Annotated in this window: 16 protein-coding genes and 2 pseudogenes; 3 read left to right on the top strand and 15 right to left on the bottom strand. The window is 58.2% G+C overall.

The features are described from left to right. Positions 1-28: 28 nt before the first annotated feature. The 7 genes from SB822_RS10505 to SB822_RS10475 all read right to left on the bottom strand — a co-directional run bounded on the left by SB822_RS10505 (position 29) and on the right by SB822_RS10475 (position 7,823). Positions 29-619, bottom strand: a complete 591-nt coding sequence (locus SB822_RS10505; protein WP_091788537.1) for a malonic semialdehyde reductase — start codon at positions 617-619, stop codon at positions 29-31. A 99-nt stretch (positions 620-718) separates the two neighbouring features. Beyond that, on the bottom strand, positions 719-2,272 hold the full coding sequence (locus tag SB822_RS10500) for a 4-hydroxyphenylacetate 3-hydroxylase N-terminal domain-containing protein (protein ID WP_410854607.1): 1,554 nt from the start codon (positions 2,270-2,272) through the stop codon (positions 719-721). A 37-nt stretch (positions 2,273-2,309) separates the two neighbouring features. Further along, positions 2,310-2,891: a flavin reductase gene (locus tag SB822_RS10495; protein ID WP_007579288.1), complete on the bottom strand. Its 582-nt coding sequence runs from the start codon at positions 2,889-2,891 to the stop codon at positions 2,310-2,312. A gap of 399 nt (positions 2,892-3,290) precedes the next feature. Beyond that, positions 3,291-4,157 carry an ABC transporter substrate-binding protein gene (locus SB822_RS10490; RefSeq protein ID WP_410854606.1) on the bottom strand — a complete coding sequence of 289 codons (867 nt, stop codon included), beginning with the start codon at positions 4,155-4,157 and terminating at the stop codon, positions 3,291-3,293. Between the two features lie 90 nt (positions 4,158-4,247). Further along, positions 4,248-4,988, bottom strand: coding sequence for an SDR family NAD(P)-dependent oxidoreductase (locus tag SB822_RS10485; RefSeq protein WP_410854605.1), 741 nt, complete (start codon positions 4,986-4,988; stop codon positions 4,248-4,250). A 364-nt stretch (positions 4,989-5,352) separates the two neighbouring features. Beyond that, positions 5,353-6,312 (bottom strand): transporter, encoded by a 960-nt coding sequence (locus SB822_RS10480; RefSeq protein WP_007738123.1) that lies wholly within the window; start codon positions 6,310-6,312, stop codon positions 5,353-5,355. A gap of 1,127 nt (positions 6,313-7,439) precedes the next feature. Then, positions 7,440-7,823 (bottom strand): transporter suffix domain-containing protein, encoded by a 384-nt coding sequence (locus tag SB822_RS10475; RefSeq protein ID WP_410854604.1) that lies wholly within the window; start codon positions 7,821-7,823, stop codon positions 7,440-7,442. Between the two features lie 507 nt (positions 7,824-8,330). On the opposite strand from SB822_RS10475, the pseudogene SB822_RS10470 reads away from it, so the two are divergent. Both SB822_RS10470 and SB822_RS10465 read left to right on the top strand, forming a co-directional pair. Further along, positions 8,331-8,507: pseudogene (locus tag SB822_RS10470) on the top strand (transposase); the annotation flags it as partial. A 58-nt stretch (positions 8,508-8,565) separates the two neighbouring features. Continuing rightward, positions 8,566-8,894: pseudogene (locus SB822_RS10465) on the top strand (transposase); the annotation flags it as partial. A 156-nt stretch (positions 8,895-9,050) separates the two neighbouring features. Here the strand turns inward: SB822_RS10465 and SB822_RS10460 are convergent. Beyond that, positions 9,051-9,227, bottom strand: coding sequence for a hypothetical protein (locus tag SB822_RS10460; RefSeq protein WP_007738118.1), 177 nt, complete (start codon positions 9,225-9,227; stop codon positions 9,051-9,053). A gap of 106 nt (positions 9,228-9,333) precedes the next feature. On the opposite strand from SB822_RS10460, the gene SB822_RS10455 reads away from it, so the two are divergent. Further along, the gene (locus SB822_RS10455; protein WP_410854603.1) at positions 9,334-9,681 is read left to right on the top strand and encodes a hypothetical protein; all 348 of its coding nucleotides are present in this window, start codon (positions 9,334-9,336) and stop codon (positions 9,679-9,681) included. A gap of 41 nt (positions 9,682-9,722) precedes the next feature. Here the strand turns inward: SB822_RS10455 and SB822_RS10450 are convergent, their stop codons facing one another. The 7 genes from SB822_RS10450 to SB822_RS10420 are packed head-to-tail and all read right to left on the bottom strand — an operon-like array spanning position 9,723 to position 14,665. Then, complete coding sequence (locus SB822_RS10450; protein WP_086918447.1) at positions 9,723-10,388, bottom strand: DUF1989 domain-containing protein; 666 nt, start codon at positions 10,386-10,388, stop codon at positions 9,723-9,725. Further along, positions 10,385-11,167, bottom strand: a complete 783-nt coding sequence (locus SB822_RS10445) for an amino acid ABC transporter ATP-binding protein (RefSeq protein ID WP_079493713.1) — start codon at positions 11,165-11,167, stop codon at positions 10,385-10,387. Before SB822_RS10445 ends, SB822_RS10450 begins: the two co-directional genes overlap by 4 nt. A 6-nt stretch (positions 11,168-11,173) precedes the next feature. Beyond that, a complete protein-coding gene (locus SB822_RS10440) occupies positions 11,174-11,848 on the bottom strand; it encodes an amino acid ABC transporter permease (protein ID WP_086918448.1) in 675 nt (224 codons plus the stop codon). 1 nt (position 11,849) lies between these two features. Next, positions 11,850-12,512: an amino acid ABC transporter permease gene (locus tag SB822_RS10435; protein WP_410854602.1), complete on the bottom strand. Its 663-nt coding sequence runs from the start codon at positions 12,510-12,512 to the stop codon at positions 11,850-11,852. A gap of 16 nt (positions 12,513-12,528) precedes the next feature. Further along, positions 12,529-13,164, bottom strand: coding sequence for an urea carboxylase-associated family protein (locus SB822_RS10430; RefSeq protein WP_079502737.1), 636 nt, complete (start codon positions 13,162-13,164; stop codon positions 12,529-12,531). A gap of 14 nt (positions 13,165-13,178) precedes the next feature. Next, a complete protein-coding gene (locus tag SB822_RS10425) occupies positions 13,179-13,805 on the bottom strand; it encodes a DUF1989 domain-containing protein (protein ID WP_007738112.1) in 627 nt (208 codons plus the stop codon). 11 nt (positions 13,806-13,816) lie between these two features. Next, entirely contained in the window at positions 13,817-14,665 is an 849-nt protein-coding gene (locus tag SB822_RS10420; protein ID WP_114223417.1) for a transporter substrate-binding domain-containing protein, read from the bottom strand. Positions 14,666-14,727 lie beyond the last annotated feature (62 nt).

Here is a 14,727-nt window from a genome sequence, read left to right as displayed (position 1 = left end):
GACTCCCATACGCGTCATTAACAGCGGATCAGATTACCTTGCAGACTTCTTCAAAAGAGAGCCGCGGGCTGCGAGCAAACAACCTGGAAGGGTCCCCGCGACCAAGGCCGCAAATGAAGTTCGACTTGATCGATGTGCCAGCAAACACCGTGGCGTCGACTTTTGCATTGTCGAAACCGGACATCGGACCACAGTCCAGGCCGACCGCACGCGCCGCTGCGATCAGATATCCGCCTTGCAAGGTTCCATTGCGGAAGGCAGTAGTTTCTGCGAACCCGATCTTTGCTTCGCCTTCGAACCAGGCCCTGACCGCAGGATTATGCGGAAAGAGTCTTGGCAACTCCTCATAGAACCGCGTCTCATAGCCGACGACTGCGAGTACAGGCGCAGTCATGGTTTTTTCGATATTCCCTGGGCTCAAAGCGTCTTTCAGTTTCGCCTTTCCAGCCTCACTACGTACGAAAACGATTCGCGCCGGTGAACAATTGACTGAAGTGGGGCACCACTTCATCAGTTCGTAAACCTGCTTCAACTGTTCGTCCGATACCGGTTCGTCGAGCCATCCGTTCTGGCTACGACCCTTGCGAAACACACGGTCCAAAAAGTTCTCTTCAACCATAGTTTGTCACCTTCTCTGGAGAGAAACAGTACCGTGCGAAAGCACGGTACTTCCATCGGTTCCGGCGCAGGCAGCTAACGAACGCAGGCTGCCAATGCGTCAGATGGCCATGGTGCCGCTGAGTGCCAGCGATTCCTGATGTCGTGCCGAATCGAGCGCTTTCGCGTAGTCGGCAGTCGCTTTGTAATCGCTGTTGGCATCGGATTCCAGCTCGATTCCGCAAACCTTGCGAGCGAGCTTTGCGTACGGGCCCGACCCCGAGAATTCGGCGCGTTGCATGGTGAGGGTGCGAATGGCTTGCAACGGCGTACCGTTGAAGTTTTCGAAAACGAACAGGCGGCTGCCCCAGTCCGTCAGGAACAGGTCGCGAATCACACGGCCGATCTGCACGCGGTCATGCGGCTTGCCAACGGGGCCGCTGTTCAGGCGTTCAAACCACGGATTAAGCGTTGCATCGTTCCATTGGTCTTCGCTGGCGAAGATCAGTGCACTGCGTCCGGAAAGATCGACCAGCTCGTAGATCATCTGCGAGAAGTTCTCCAGATAGAGCGCGCGGCCAAAGTCGTAGACCAGAATATTCGGCTTGTAGTGTCCTCCAGGTGTATGGAAGCCCAACTCTTCGGCCGCGATGACGTGGGCTAACATCGCCTGGTGAAACCCGATCAGTTTCGCAACGCGGGTCATGACGGCCGGAATCTTGTTGGTTCCGATATGCTCGGTGATCAGTACAGCCAGTCCTGCCATCAGTTCTGCACGCACCATCTGACGAACCAGCGCATGGTAATGCAGCCAATCGAACACACGTTGCGGGTAAAGCTTCGCATGCTCAGGATTGCCGATATGGAAGACATGCGTCCACGGAATGAAGACGTTTTCGAAAAGGGTCATGCCGTCGAGTTCGTCGCCTTGGGAGGCGAGCGGGTGTTCGATCGGATCATCCTTCACGACGCCTTCACGGCAAACGATCGTCACCCCTTTTGTATTGACGGGCGTCGCCGCGAAAATAACCTGCTCGCCGGGAATACCCGGACGGAAGAACACGCCGATATGGATCCAGTCGGCAAAGGCGACGCCAGTGCCGATTGCCTTGATACCGTTGACAACGATTCCCTTCTCGTTCTGTTCGACGATACGCAGACCCGGCGAGCGAGCCTGTGCTTCGGGGTTGGAGCGATCCATTTGCGGATCGACAAATTGCGGCGCGCAATTGAAATCATTGTCCTTCGCAAAATTGACGAAGTTCACGATGTTTTTTGCCTTGATGTGACCTTCCGCGCCGATAGATTGGGTCTCCCATGGCGTGGGATCATCGAGGTACGTCTGCAAGACGTAGTTGTTCACATCGGGGCTTCGGGGAAAAGATGCGCCAGCCATTTCGCGCATCACCGTCTCGTGGTACTTCCGCTTACGACGGAGCTGGTCCTTGTTGTGATGACCGAACCATTGCATTGAACGGCGTTTGCCATTTTCGTCGACATAGGTCATGACGTCTTGCAAATCGGCCCGATGATGCAGATCGTAGAAATCTGCATGACGCTGCGCATAGTCACGCGTTTTCGGATGCGTAGCGATGTTATCGATCTTTTCGTTTCCAACCCAGACTTGACGCCCGTCATTCAGCGATTCGAGGTATTGACGACCGGTTCGGATCATGGTTTTCTCCTTCGAGTATTTAAATGAAAACGACTGGTTAAAGTGTTGCGGGGTGGGTCGTTGCGTAGGCGCGCTGATAGTAAGCGAGGGGGTGACGCTCATCTGCCTTCGTGGTTGCAATGACGCGCGCGAAAATAAGGCTGTGCGTTCCAACTTCAATGGCATCTGCAACACGACAGTCGAGCGTCATCATTGCTTCTTTGCAGTAAGGTGCGCCACTCGCCAGCGTTCCCCATTGACTTCTCGCAAACCGTTCTGGCATCGATAACCCACCGACCCCGGCAAAAAGCTGCGACAGTTCACTTTGATCGGCGCTCAGCCAGTTCACAGTGAGTATCCCGTTCGCTTTGATTACACCGTTGGTGAAGCTATTGCGGTTGACGCAAACCAGGATAGTTGGCGGCGTGTCACAAACCGAGCAGACGGCAGAGCAGGTGACACCAGCTCTCCCACTCGGGCCGTCTGTAGCGAGGACAGTCACGGGAGTGATTGCCTTGGAAAGCGCGTCTCTCATCTCAGTCGCGCTTACTTCGGTGAATTCTGTTTCCGGAAGATTTGCCTGCCGCGCGGCAATTGTGAAGCCGGGTTCTGACTCTTGGGTTTTCTGCTTGCTAGGCATACCGCGTCTCCAGATGGAAGGTTACTCGGGTGACTGTTTTCCTTTCTGTTACTGGAATTTATTGTTATCGATTCTTTTGGAGGAATCTACGGATTAGCGGAATAAACACTATTCCTTCGATACATGGACGTGAAGATAAAAGATGTTCACGTCCGCTTCGTTGGATAATTCGCCCTAGGAAAAGCCGTAACGTCAGAGCCGCGCGTGCGTTTGGCGGTCACGCCAAATTCTTTCTGGTTTATTCGAAATGAACCAACCAGACTAAGATCCCAGCCAAGTCGAACGCATTAACGCGGCTGGGCAAAATTCTCTGCTGAGTCTATATTGCGGGGGCGTGCAGGCCGGAAATAGCTTCATGAGACGGCACTGCACGCATTCCAGATCGATGCAACGGCCCGCTTATAAGGTCGACAGATACATCTGGTCGGCGGTACCTGCAGAGACACCGAGTTCAGCGGCAACGGCAGCAACGCCTTCTTTGGCAACCTTGAGGTCCACCCGGCCGTCAGTGGTGAAATGTGGCCGGATGTAGCGCTCGTAGTGTTGCTCCGCTTCAGCGTGAGTCAGTCGGCCTAACATCGAGGCGATATGTTCGATGGCCAGACTGGGCTGTTCGGCGATCGTCTTGAGCGACCGTTTATAGGCCCGTACCAACGCCTGCAAAGCTGGATCGTCGAGCGAGATGCGCGAAGGGTCCACGGCGAGTCCAACGGTGGGAATCTGGAAATGGTCGCCCACCCAGGACAGCAGCGAAAAACCTTCCTCCTGGACCACCTGTTCAGCCGATAAGGTGCTGCCCACGTACGCCGCATCAATCGACCCGTCGCGAAGGCGTCGCAGGTCCATTTGATAGTCACCTGGGATTCGCTCCACGCATTCGACGTCCCGGTCGGGATCCAGCCCGTGCTTGCGTAACACGATCCGCGCGAAAACCCCAGGAGCAGTACGTGGTCCGTGGACCGCCAGTCGACGGCCTCGGAGATCTTCCATTGACTTCACGCCGTTGGCGCCGACGAACCAGAAGAGCGGTCGGTGCGTGTTGACGCTCAGGGCGGTCCATTGGATGCCGCTGGTCATCCGCGAGATCAGTGCGCGGCCGAGACCGATGGTTGCTCCGGCGCGCACGCGCTCGGTATTCCAGACGGCTCCGTCGCGGAGCGCGACGCGAACACCTTCATCTTCGAAATATCCTTCTTGATCGGCTACGTGTGCGATCAGTTCCTCGTGAATACCAGCCCCTACATAAGTGAGGTCAATCGAGAGCATTGGCAATTAACACCTCTGTCAGGTCAAACAGGTGGATCGGAGAAGTCGTTCCTTTTCGAGCCTCGGATACGATCCGGGTGCTCTTCAAGGTCATTCCATTCCAAAGCCACCGCTTACGGGAATGTAGTGGCCAGTGGTGAAGCCCGACGCATCACTTGCCAGGTACGCCACTGTATTGGCGACCTCGTCTGGACGGGCAAGCCGTCCCATCGGGATAGATGCGGCGATCGCTTTCAGCCGTTCAGCGGAGATCAGCCCGGCTGAAGTAGCGCCCTCCACCGTGGTCGGCGCGACGAGATTGGCGGTGATGCCGTTAGGGGCCAGCTCCAATGCGACGTATCGCACGAACTGGTCCAAGGCAGCCTTGGCCGTGCCCAACGTAATCATCCCGTCGCGTGGGCGACGCGATAGCAGAGTACTCAGGTAGATCAACCGCCCGTGGCCGCGAGAAATCATTCCGGGCACAACCGCTTTCGTTGACAGGAAGGCGGCGCGCAGTTCAGTGTCGACCTTACCGCCGAGTTGTTCCCAGTTCAGGTTGGCGAATGAAGTGACGTCATACGGCGTCAACGCGTTGTGCACGAGAACGTCGACTCCGCCCCATCGCTGATTGATTTCGTCGGTCATGGCGGCGACATCGTTCGGCTCGGTGACGTCGGCTTTGATCACCATGGCTTCTCCGCCTGCCGCGACGATCGTCGCAGCGACGTCTTCGGCATGCGGTGCACTGGCACGATGGTTGACAACCACCTTGTACCCTTGCTGGGCCAGAGTCATCGAAATGACCGCACCAATGCCTCGACTGGCTCCCGTGATCAGCGCGACTGCCATGAGGTCACCTCCATTTCAGGGCGCGTCGGGGATGACTTAACAGAGCGCATAAGCGCACTCGCATGGATCAAATAAGTTGTACACATTGGGGAAATAACTCCTCTCTCAGGTCGATCGGGTGGAACGGCAAATAGCCTAAAATCCGGGCGGTGGGGGCGCTCATCGTATTCGATCTACGACGAGATATTTCGGGTGTTTCGTCTGATCTACAGTACACCGATCAAACACCTAACTCTACGGATGCAGCCTCATAGACACTATTCCGTCGCGGAATGAAGCGGAGCCTGCATGACGAGCAGTCGACGGATTGCGTGATGTTGCGATCGCGAAGGCCAGACCCCGTCGATCGACGACAGGACGACGTCTATTGAAAAGGCATATACATCTGCAGCCAGATCCGATTCCCTTCGGGCCGATTGCGAGCCATCATTTCGCGCTGGTACTTGAGCGCCACAGAGAACTTACGTGTGCCGTAGGCGATCGACGGGCCCACAGCAAGAACCTCTCCGCGGTTCCCGTTGCCATTTACCGACTGACCGTGCTGTGTATCGTCTGTCACCTGTCTATAGAAATAGCCACTCACCCCGATCTGCCACATCGGAGTGAAGCGAAACCCGGCGTTGTAGTCGACGATAAACTCGTTCCCCGAGTGATAGTCGGTTGCGTGGTTGACGGAATTGATGCTGTAAAGCGCACGAGCACTGAACTCCACATTCGGCACTGGCATCCACGTGACGGCGTAGTTCGGCTGCATCGAGTAGTAGTGCCGCCCCGGGTTCACGAGCCGGCTTGTGTCGTAACTGCCCGTCGGCAAGAAGAACTCGAGGCCCAGGATTTGATGCAGGTTGCCGAGATGCCATCCGAGGAAGAGTGGCCCGACAGTCAGGTCCGACAATCCGGTCGCTGTGCCGCTTTTGTAGACCGTACCTTTCGGCGTGTGCGCGTCGAAGTGCAGATCGAGATTCACAAATGGAATATTCGTCCGCGACTCGAGGGTTGCACCGAGGAACGTTACATCCCGCCAGACATGGGACAGTCTGAAAGCTGCCGCCTGCGCGTGCAGTGAGAACTCCGATACGCTGGCGGTCGGGCTTCCGTTATTGCCTTCGAGCGTCGTTGCCTCGTATGCCTGCAGATAGACATAGATGTGGCTGCCCGGCGGAGGCTGAACGCCCGAAAGTAGCGTGTTCACGCCGACGGGATAGTTGCTCCCGCCGCCTTCCGTGGCATGCGTGGTCGTTGTCCAGCTTGACGCAAGCATGGCGCTCGCCAGCAGGGTGACACCTATCGAACGACAACAGCCGCCAAACTCGAAAAAAGGCATAACTTCCCCTTTGCGCCCGTCCGACTTCGAACGGCGCTATTGATGAGTTTCCTTGTGCGGGATGGAAAAACGGAGCGCGTTAGTGGCGCATATGTCTGCCCATCGACCCGGAACGCCTATGCGAGCACGTATGGTTACGCCAACGGGAGGCGCGGAGTGTGAACAAAAGACTTCTCAACATTTTGATGGCCGAGACCCCACGGAAAAGTCGACATCGGCGTGGATTCCAATCCGGTCAAGCGCGCAACGGCAATCCCATAACTGCCTTTAGGCGTGCCATTCCGAAAGGGTTTGATTCGTGTGAAGGCCTGCTTGTGTTCGCCTTCGATAGTCGTGCTGATCGTGGATCGCGGTTCCGCCTTAGGGAGAGGGGTTGACTGGAGGCTGCTCGACGGCGGACTAATGCCGGAAAAGAGGGCGTGTTCGCGCTTGAGTTCACCGGGTAAGCCATGATGCTGTCGTAGCGCGTATGACATTCCGCTTCTCCTGATGTCGAGCCGACCTACGGATTTCCGTGCATTGCAGCGGACTTGCCGTCAGTTGGGACGCTGCATACTGCGAGTGATGCCGTTCAACTACATTAGGCTCGCCAAATTAATCTCTCTACGGGCTCAGCGTCATAGATACTATTACCCATCGTAATGAAGCCGATCTTTTCGAACTTCGCGGACTCGATTCTTCTCCCGGTCAACTCCACCTTCGTGAAGACGGCACGCTAGCCGAAGCACACGTCGACGCTATATCGATCGAGTTATTCAATACGATGCACCGCCCGCGCGAATGCGAAAGTGCCAGTCAAACCCTACTGCGAATGGCCTTGTTCGGCGCGGTTATTTCACTTCACCGGTCGGTCGACCTTTTACCATGCCGCCCGCGGTAGCCGAGATTGTGACTATGCGTTAGATAAGTTTGTGGGCCAATTCCGAATGGAGACGTCAAAGCTGCCCGGAGAATTGTTAGACAACGCGGCGATTGAGTCGCCTCGGGGATCTGGGGAAGTGGACTAACCTGACATCATTGAATTACGACACGCTAGCTAGCAAAGCGCACGGTGAGTGACTCCATTGAGATATCCTGCAACGTGCAAAGCATGCGGGTCTGCCTCAACTACCTATCACTGGTGGCATTTATGCGGCGCTGTCATCTGAATCAACGCGCTGCTGAGCGCGTCTGCGTCCCCGGTTCGTGACAGACTTCATCAGCCTGCTCAGGTGGCGGGCAGAGCCACCAGTCCTCGTTGGGGCCAAACGTTTTACATAGCCCATCACGGTCGCCTTGAGCCGTTGAAATCCGGGCTTGCCCATCACAGCCACACAAGTCATAAGCAGAACCTTGTTCGCGACGAGAATGATCCCCGTCAGAGCAGCCATGGTTGGTGCGGGTGTGCCGAGAGAAGCGGCGATAGGTACGATTGGCAACAACGCAAAAGCGGAGACAAAGAGGCCCATTCCAAGTTTGAAACGCCATCCGTTCGTGGTTGTTGCGTCAGCTTTGATGTCTGAGAAAGTCATGATCCCGGCTCAGGTTATCTTGCAATTCGGTTGTCCAGACGATGAAGCTTTTACAGAAGTCGAATACCTCATCGATAGATAGGGATGTACCCAGTTAAATGATCGCAGTGGTTTGTATGCGACCGATTGATCGGGTTATCGAAATACTTTTTAACATCTAGCTTTTCATTTTCTGGCGGCAGGCTGGGTCTAATGCGTGGATTCGAGCGGAAGGCGTTGCTGCCATCGTTACGGGCATGAGATTTCAATTCTCCCAATGTCAACCGATCTACCGATTTCCCAGCAATGGAGCGGATTCCTGATGTGGTTGAGACAACGGATATTGCGAACCAACTTCGTGCAACGACATTAGACCCGCCAAAATAACCCATCTATGTGTGTAGAGTCATAGACACTATTCCATAGCGTAATGAAGCCGGTCCTCACCTGCGTACGTTTCACGTATTAGGGAGGCTGCTGATCAGGCGCGACGTGCAGGTATTCCTTCGGTTGTTGGCTGCTCTGCTCGACCACCTGCTGCGCGGGATCGACCGCTTCTTTGACGCTGACGATCTGCGGCAGCACCTCGCACCGTTCTATAGCCATACGGGGCGTCCCTCGGTCGATCCAGAGTTGATAGTCCGTATGCTGATCGTGGGCTACTGCCTAGGCATTCGCTCCGAGCACAGGCTGCGCGAAGAGGTGAGGCCGCCCGGAAAAAGCGGAAGCCAACATTCCGGAAATTTCAGGAATGGAGGCATACATGAACCGAATCCCCAAAACCGTCTACACGAAGGAATTCCGTGAAGAGGCGGTGAAGCTTGCAATGACCGAGGGCGTTGGCGTATCGGAGGCTGCGGGTCGGCTGTCGATATCAATGAAGACAGTGGCAAACTGGGTGCGTGCTGCGAAGGCCGGCAAGCTGGAGCGTGTAGGTCAACATCAAAAGCCGTTAACGGAGATCGAAGCTGAGCTCGGGCGGGTCAAGCGGGAACTGGCCGAAGTAAAGATGGTGCGCGATCTATTAAAAAAATTCGCAACGTACTTCGGGAGGGAGTCGCGGTGAAGTCCGGCGTGATCGAACAGATGCGATAGAACTATCCGGTGCCTCTCCGATGTGCCGGCTGCTGGGCGTTTCCGTGTGCACCGAAACAGGAGAAGTGAAGAGATGCGAATGCACCGCCGCGCGTGGCGATGCACCAGTTGGGAGTATGGCAAGGGCGGCGCACCGTCGGGGCGAAGATGTAGTTATCGGAGTCCGCAGAGCGTGTACGTCAGTCGCAAGACGAAGGCAAGCGCGGTCTGATTCAGTTCTCGCAGTTGCTGCGCAGCGCTAGCGAACCCGTGCTTCGTCATTTCGGGCGATTGCGCCATCGAACATTCGATCAGCAACATCTCAGGCGTGACGAAAGCGGCTCGGTACATGGCGTGTCCTCCTGCACCTCATGCAAGCACGAACGGGGCCAATTGAGTCAACTGTACGCTCCCACCGGCTATCAGCACGGGCGTGCGAGCCGCCGGGCCGCCCAGCGTGGCTGCGCGCAGATTCCTCCCGACGCACTATGCGGGCGCGCTGCATTCGATATACCCCTTCGCGCCGGTCGCGAATGCCGAGCCGCTCAGCTATACGTCGGTCTTCGCGCTGATCAAGGTCGAAGACCGCCAGCTTGCGCCCAGCGCGGAGCTATTTATCCGTCTGTTGCAGGACGTCCACCAGGCGCGCACCGCGCAGCGCAAGTCGCTTTGCGCCTGGCCCACCGCAACGCCGATCAGCTTCAGGCGCAAAACGCCCTCGTCCCGGAAGATGTTGAAGCGCGCATGCGTCACGACGGGCGCTGCGTTCAGGTCGAAGGTATGCGCGCGACGGCAGGCGCGCTGACATCGACTGTTGGGATTGGCATGTTTGGCGATGGCGGGTTGTCAGGCTTGCGGAACCCAGGTTTGCGTGCCGGGCAAGTCGGAGTGGAAATCGCTGAGCACGACGATATCGACGGGCTTCGGCGTGTTGTCGCCTTGTCCCTGAATCTTCACGATGTCCTGCGGGCACGCGGAAAACGCGACAAAGCAGTCCATCTCCGCGCGCAGCGTGATGTATTCGCCGGGTCTGGTTACGGTTGGCAGCGTATGCAGAGTGATGCCGTCCGGCTGCACGCGAATGTTCATGAAGATGTTGAACGACGCGAGATTGGCGCGCGGTGGCGTCACGCCGAGTTCGAACATGCCTTCGAACATGTTGTCGCAGCAGTTGCGGTGATAGCCGTGCACGCCGAGCAACTGATAGCGCTTGCGGTCACAGGCGGCCATGAAGGTGTCGTGCACGCCAGGCGTCGTGTCTTCGACGACAGTGAGGATGGGATGACGCTGATTGGTGACGAAGCTGTCTCCGACAACGGGATTGAGGCGCTGGTTCCAGACGCGCGTCGTCTCCATGCACATGTATTCGGCGAGATCGTAGGCGTTCCACGCCCAGCAATCGGCGACCTGTGTGCCGTGCGTGTTGATCACGCGCACCGCCTGGCCTGCGTTGAGACGGACCGCCTTGCCGTGTCCGGCGGGCACAGTGATGGGTGTAGGAGAAGAAGTCATGAGTGGGATCCGTGCGGTGTGAAGCGGTGAAGAAACTGGCGCAGACGCGCCGACGAAGGGTGATCGATGATCTGCGCGGGCAGTCCCATTTCGACGATCTTGCCACCGTCCATAAAGACGATGCGGTCGGCCACGTCGCGTGCGAAGCCGATTTCGTGCGTGACGACGATCATCGTCGTCTGCGTGTCGGCGAGGCCGCGCATCACCGCGAGCACTTCGCCGACGAGTTCGGGATCAAGCGCGCTAGTCGGTTCGTCGAAGAGGATGACTTCCGGTGCCATCGCGAGCGTGCGGGCGATGCCAACGCGCTGCTGCTGACCGCCCGACAGGCTCCCGGGCATCGCTGTGTGTTTGCCGGACAAGCCGACCCGTCGCAATGCTTCCACGGCAACGTCGCTCGCGTCGAGGCGCGTCATGCGTTTGACGGAGAGCAGACCTTCCATCACGTTTTCCAGCACGCTCATATGCGGCCAGAGATTGAAACTTTGAAACACCATGCCGATGCGGCTGCGTTGCGCGCGAATCTCCCGTTCGGGCCGCGGCACGGACGCATTGCGCATGCCGACGCGCTCATCGCCGATCCACACCTCACCCGCATCGGGCGGCGAGAGCCAGTTGAGGCAGCGCAGCAGCGTGGATTTTCCCGAACCAGACGGCCCGAGGATGCAGATGACTTCGCCTCGTGCGACATCGAGACTGACGCCATCGAGAATGCGTTGCGCACCGAACGACTTGACGATGTCGCGGGCGCGTATGGCAGGGGCTGCGTTGAGTTTCATCGGAATTTACCGTTCGAGCGCGACGCCGTGTGCAAGCGCGAGCCGGTGTTCCCACTGCCGGGTCGCATGATTGAGCGTGGCTGTTGTCGCCCAGTAGACGAGCGCCACGGCGAAATAGACTTCGAGCGGCGCGTAGGTATCGGACACGACGCCCTTGGCGGTGAACATGAGCTCGTGCACCGAAATGACGGACAGGAGCGCCGAGTCCTTGAAGAGGCCGATCATCAGCCCGGTCAGCGTGGGCAGCAGTAAGGGCAGGGCCTGTGGCGCGACGATGCGGCGCCCGATCGCAAGCGGCGACATGCCGATCGCGACGCCTGCTTCGATCGTTCCCGCAGGCACGGCGTCGATAGCGGCCTGAATCACCTGCGCGACGTAGGGGGCATAGTAGATCGCGAGCGTGAGTACGCCGACCACCGAGGCGGGAAGCATCAGACCGAAGTCGGGGAGCACATAGAACGTCACGTATAGCAGCACGAGCAGTGGCAACGCGAGCGTGAGCGCCACATAACCATCGATCAGCACGACGAGCAGGCGCGACCCGCGCCGTTGACCGACCGTGAGCGCGATGCCGAGTGCGCAGGCCAGCGCGCCGCTCAGAACGCACAGCCAGATCGTATCGACGAACCCGTGCAGCAAGGCGGGCACGTAAGCGGTGAGTACAGCAAGATCGAAAGTCATCTCATGTGCCTCGCATCGTCGAAGATGCACGTTGCCGCAATCGCCTGCCGAGCCAGATCACTGGCAGCACTACGGCGAGATATCCAACGCTCACGAGCAGCATGATCTGAGTAGACGTATAGATGCGCGCGATCACCATCTGGCCGGCATACACCAGTTCGGTGACGGCGACGACAGAGGCGAGTGGTGTCGTTTTCAGCAGGATCGTGAACTCGTTGACGAGCGCGGGCAGGCTCGCCTTGAGCATCTGCGGCAGTGCGATACGCAGCGTGATAAGCCATGGCGCCATGCCGAGCGCGGTCGCTGCCTCGATCTGCCCGCGCGCCACGACGCGCATGTTGCCGCGCAGGATCTCCGCCGTGTACGCTCCGCTGTTCAGGCCGAGCGTAAGTGCGGCGGCCAGCATGGGTCGACCGCCGAGGCCGATCAGCGGCAACGCGAAGAACACCATGAACAACTGCACGAGCGACGGCGTGCCGCGCATAAAGCTGATGTACAGGCGTGCGAGCCATCGCAAGGGCGCGATGCGCGTCAACTGCATCGCGAGCGCCAGATGCCCGCACGCGAGACTGCCTGCCGCGCCCAGCAGCGTCAGCTCCACGGTCAGCATCCAGCCGTCCAGCAGCGACGGCACGCTTTGAATGACCTGAGGGTCGAGCCACATGCAGTCGTCCTCGCCCTTAGAGCTCTATCAGTTCTTCGGCGGTGGCGAGTTCCAGCATGCCCGGCGTGTCGTTGCCTGCGATGCCGGTGCAACACGCCGACACGACGAACGTCATGTCCGCGACGACCCGGCACGCGACGAAATCGCCCGCACGCGTGGCGTTCGCCTTCGGCTCGATACTGCCGTCCTGGTGCAGATCGGCGTGCATGAAGAGATTGATCGGATCGGGCAGCTTCGGCGGCGTCAGTCCTTCTTCGGCGACGACCTTCGCGACCGATTCGACGCAGCCGGTCTGACCCGCGTAACCATTTGCTTCGAGGAACGCCGTCGTCGACGCGGGCAGCAGCAGATCGTGACGGCCGATGCTGTCTTTACCGAGCACCATCAGGGCGCGACGCCGGTTGCTGACAATGCGCATGCCTGCCTGCAAGACATACGAGTTGCTGAACACGCGCGTGTGATGCACGGACATGTAGATATCCGGGTTCGAGCGGCTGAAGGCGAACATCGCCGCCGTCGCGCCGGCTTCGTTCGCTTCGATACGCAGAATCTGACCAGCGTTCACGTTGATGGCGCGGCTTTCGCCTGCCGGCACAACGACGCGGGTCGGCGGCAGTGGCGAACGTTCAGGGGGAGCTTTGAGTAGAAGCATGAATGTCGATGCGCTTATGCGGTTGGGAGAGCGGACGGATTAGCGGCGTGGATTGAAACCGCGATGTCGGTTACGCGCAGGCCGTTGCCAGGAATGATGTCCTGCGGGCAGGACGACACCGCGCACAGCAGGTCTTCGAGGGCTTCGAACGTGATGTGATCGCCGGGCTTGCTGGTTGGGTCGGTCACCTGCATGCGCCGATCGGGGGTTACGGGACCGTTCTGGAACAGGTTGAACGGCTCGGGCACATCGAATGGTGAAAGGCCATGCAGCGCGAGCCCGGAATGCATGTTGTCGAGACAGTTGCGATGCCCGGTCACGTTGAAGTCGACAGTGAAGCGGGTGTCGTCGCACGCAGGCACATTGGCATCGTGCACACCCACCGTATCTTCGACCACGCGCAACAGCGGACGGCCGAGCGACGAATACAGCGCGTCGCCCACATTGAAGAACAGCGAACGCAACTGGCGGCGCGTATGCGTGGGCGAGAGCTTTTCGCTCTTGTCGGATGATGTAACCGCGACAAAGTCCGCGGCCTGCTGGCCTTCGACGTCGGTGATAGTCAGGAATTGGCCCGCCTTTACTTCGAAGGCGCGACCGTGACCGGCTTTCACGGTCAGCTCGAATATGGGATTGCTCATGCCGATGCGTCTCACTGTGCAGGAATGAAATCGGCCGACGGCGTATCGAACGTTACGCCGAGATACTGCTTCTGAAGGCGCGCGAGTTCGCCGCTTTTCTTCATCGCGAGAATTTCGTCGTTGATCGCCTTGTTCAGACGTGTGTCTTCGGGGCGCGTAGCCAGCGAAATCCATTGAGAAGGACCGAGTTCGCCGGTTAGCTTCATCTTGCCGGGGTTCTGCTTGATGACGCCCGCAAGAACGGTCAGGTCGTCGAACAGGAAATCGGCGCGGCGAGTCATGACTGCGGCGACGGTCTGGTCCACGCTGTCCACGCTCAAGATATTGATCGGCGCGAGGTTCTTGGTCTTCAGTGTTTCGTTGAACTGCTTGATGATTGTCTCGGGCGCGCTGCCGGACTTGACCGCGACGGTCAGGCCCGCGAGCGATTCCGGTGTCGGATTCGAAGGGATCTTCGAGAAATCCGAGCGAACCAGTGCGCCATTCGCAGTCTTGCTGGTGGGCACCACATACGCGATACGCTTCGCTCGTTCCGCCGTCACGTTCAGCGCGGAGCCTTCCAGATCGAACGAATGCGATAGCAGGCCAGGAATGATGCCGCTGAACGCCATGCGTTGATATTCGATCTTCACGCCGAGACGCTTCGCCACCGTGTCGAGAATGGCCGGATCGTAGCCGACGATGTTGTTATTCGCGTCGGTGTATTCGTACGGCGCAAATGTCGGGTCGATGGCGACGATCATCTTGCCGCGGCTCTTGATATCGTCGAGTGTATCGGCTTTCGACGTGGAGGCATGAAGCAGCGCGGCCGCTGGAACGAGGGCGGTGAGCGCGAGACGGGAAAGGCGCGGCAGTGACATCGGATCAGACTCCGTGGAGAGGGTTTGTTCGATTTTCGACGCTGCATATAAGGCAGGATCCG

Source organism: Paraburkholderia sp. SIMBA_054 (assembly GCF_046534875.1).
Classification (GTDB): domain Bacteria; phylum Pseudomonadota; class Gammaproteobacteria; order Burkholderiales; family Burkholderiaceae; genus Paraburkholderia; species Paraburkholderia hospita.
The sequence above is the reverse complement of the archived record's forward strand: the minus strand, read 5'-3'. Positions and strand labels throughout refer to the sequence as shown.

Bases quoted from the DNA above. Each gene is read 5' to 3' on its own strand.
- SB822_RS10505 (WP_091788537.1), bottom strand. From the start codon at position 619: ATGGTTGAAGAGAACTTTTTGGACCGTGTGTTTCGCAAGGGTCGTAGC.
- SB822_RS10500 (WP_410854607.1), bottom strand. From the start codon at position 2,272: ATGATCCGAACCGGTCGTCAATACCTCGAATCGCTGAATGACGGGCGT.
- SB822_RS10495 (WP_007579288.1), bottom strand. From the start codon at position 2,891: ATGCCTAGCAAGCAGAAAACCCAAGAGTCAGAACCCGGCTTCACAATT.
- SB822_RS10490 (WP_410854606.1), bottom strand. From the start codon at position 4,157: ATGCTCTCGATTGACCTCACTTATGTAGGGGCTGGTATTCACGAGGAA.
- SB822_RS10485 (WP_410854605.1), bottom strand. From the start codon at position 4,988: ATGGCAGTCGCGCTGATCACGGGAGCCAGTCGAGGCATTGGTGCGGTC.
- SB822_RS10480 (WP_007738123.1), bottom strand. From the start codon at position 6,312: ATGCCTTTTTTCGAGTTTGGCGGCTGTTGTCGTTCGATAGGTGTCACC.
- SB822_RS10475 (WP_410854604.1), bottom strand. From the start codon at position 7,823: ATGACTTTCTCAGACATCAAAGCTGACGCAACAACCACGAACGGATGG.
- SB822_RS10460 (WP_007738118.1), bottom strand. From the start codon at position 9,227: ATGTACCGAGCCGCTTTCGTCACGCCTGAGATGTTGCTGATCGAATGT.
- SB822_RS10450 (WP_086918447.1), bottom strand. From the start codon at position 10,388: ATGACTTCTTCTCCTACACCCATCACTGTGCCCGCCGGACACGGCAAG.
- SB822_RS10445 (WP_079493713.1), bottom strand. From the start codon at position 11,167: ATGAAACTCAACGCAGCCCCTGCCATACGCGCCCGCGACATCGTCAAG.
- SB822_RS10440 (WP_086918448.1), bottom strand. From the start codon at position 11,848: ATGACTTTCGATCTTGCTGTACTCACCGCTTACGTGCCCGCCTTGCTG.
- SB822_RS10435 (WP_410854602.1), bottom strand. From the start codon at position 12,512: ATGTGGCTCGACCCTCAGGTCATTCAAAGCGTGCCGTCGCTGCTGGAC.
- SB822_RS10430 (WP_079502737.1), bottom strand. From the start codon at position 13,164: ATGCTTCTACTCAAAGCTCCCCCTGAACGTTCGCCACTGCCGCCGACC.
- SB822_RS10425 (WP_007738112.1), bottom strand. From the start codon at position 13,805: ATGAGCAATCCCATATTCGAGCTGACCGTGAAAGCCGGTCACGGTCGC.
- SB822_RS10420 (WP_114223417.1), bottom strand. From the start codon at position 14,665: ATGTCACTGCCGCGCCTTTCCCGTCTCGCGCTCACCGCCCTCGTTCCA.